General features: G+C 44.2%; 1 protein-coding gene. It reads left to right on the plus strand.

Annotated elements, in window-relative coordinates; genetic code table 11:
* Positions 1 to 1,707, plus strand: a 1,707-nt coding sequence (gene ldcB, locus HMPREF2637_RS06605) for an LD-carboxypeptidase LdcB/DacB (protein WP_176745618.1), incomplete at both ends; no start/stop codon positions are given.

Genomic DNA, 1,707 nt, shown 5'->3' on the forward strand with positions numbered 1-1,707 from the left:
TCTGGTCAGATAAGAATGGCCAAGACGACCTTACTTGGTATCATGCCGACAAACAATCAGACGGTAGCTACAAGGTTCATGTAGACACAGCTAGCCATAAGGGCGATGCTGGTAACTATTCTGTGCATCTTTACTATATGTTGGATGGTAAGCGAACTTATATTACCGAAACTACAGCTACAGTCCCTGAATCTCAAGTAACAGGGAAATTGACGATTACCAACCAAACGTCTAACGGCTTTGATGTTGTGGTTACCAATGTTTCAGGTGGCGGCAAAGAAGTTAAAGAAGTCCGTGTTCCAATCTGGTCAGATAAGAATGGCCAAGACGACCTTACATGGTACCATGCTGATAAACAGTCAGACGGAAGTTACAAGGTTCATGTAGACACAGCTAGCCATAAGGGCGATGCTGGTAACTATTCTGTGCATCTTTACTATATGTTGGATGGTAAGCGAACTTATATTACCGAAACTACAGCTACAGTCCCTCAAATCACTGAAACTCAAGTGACAGGGAAATTGACCAATAACGGTTCTTACTACAGTGTTCGTGGTAAATACGATGATATTATCATTGTCAATAAGAAGCATGGTCTTTCTAAGGACTACAATCCAGGTGAAAATCCTACAGCTAAGGCAGCTTTTGTTCGACTTCGTGATGATATGATTAATCAAGGGTTGAATGTTGGACGTTCATACAGTGGTTTCCGTTCTTACGATTATCAAAAGACTCTTTACGACAACTACGTAAGCCGTGATGGTCAAGCAGCTGCGGACCGTTACTCAGCTCGTCCTGGGTTCAGCGAACACCAAACTGGTTTGGTCTTTGACTTGACTGATAAGTCTGGTAACTTGCTTGAGGATGCACGAGCTAGTCAATGGCTTAAAGACAATGCACATAACTATGGCTTTATCGTGCGTTTCCAAGCAGGCAAAGAAGCTTCAACTGGCTACATGCCAGAAGCATGGCACATCCGCTATGTGGGTAAAGAAGCTAAAGACATCCACGATTCAGGATTGAGCTTGGAAGAGTACTTTGGTATCGAAGGTGGCGATTATGCTACTAGCAGCAAGCCTGCTGAAAGCAAACCAGCCACTACAGGTGCCATCAACCTTCCAGCGACAGGCACTTATACCTTCACAGGTCGTGCGTCAATCAAGGCAGAAGCTAAGGTTTCAAGCCCAGAGTTGGCCTACTATGATAAGGGCATGAGTGTTAACTATGACAAAGTTTTGACAGCCGATGGTCATCAATGGCTTTCATACATGACAGCAAGTGGTGCTCGTCGTTACGTTGATATTGCAACAGTTAAAGCTACAGAAACTAAACCAGAAGTTAAACCGGTTGCTAAACCAGCGGACCAACCAAGTCTTCCAGCGACAGGCACTTATACCTTCACAGGTCGTGCGTCAATTAAGGCAGAAGCTAAAGTTTCAAGCCCAGAATTAGCTTATTATGACAAGGGTATGAGCGTTAACTATGATAAAGTTTTGACAGCTGATGGTCGTCAATGGCTTTCATACATGACAGCAAGCGGTGCCCGTCGCTATGTTGATATTGCAGCAGCCAAGGCAGAGGCTAAGTCAGAAGTTAAACCAGTTGCTAAACCAGCGGATAAACCAAGTCTCCCAGAATCAGGCACTTATACCTTTACAGGTCGTGCGTCAATCAAGGCAGAAGCTAAAGTTTCAAGCCCAGAATTAG

This window comes from Streptococcus sp. HMSC065H07 (assembly GCF_001837325.1).
GTDB classification, from domain to species: domain Bacteria; phylum Bacillota; class Bacilli; order Lactobacillales; family Streptococcaceae; genus Streptococcus; species Streptococcus salivarius_H.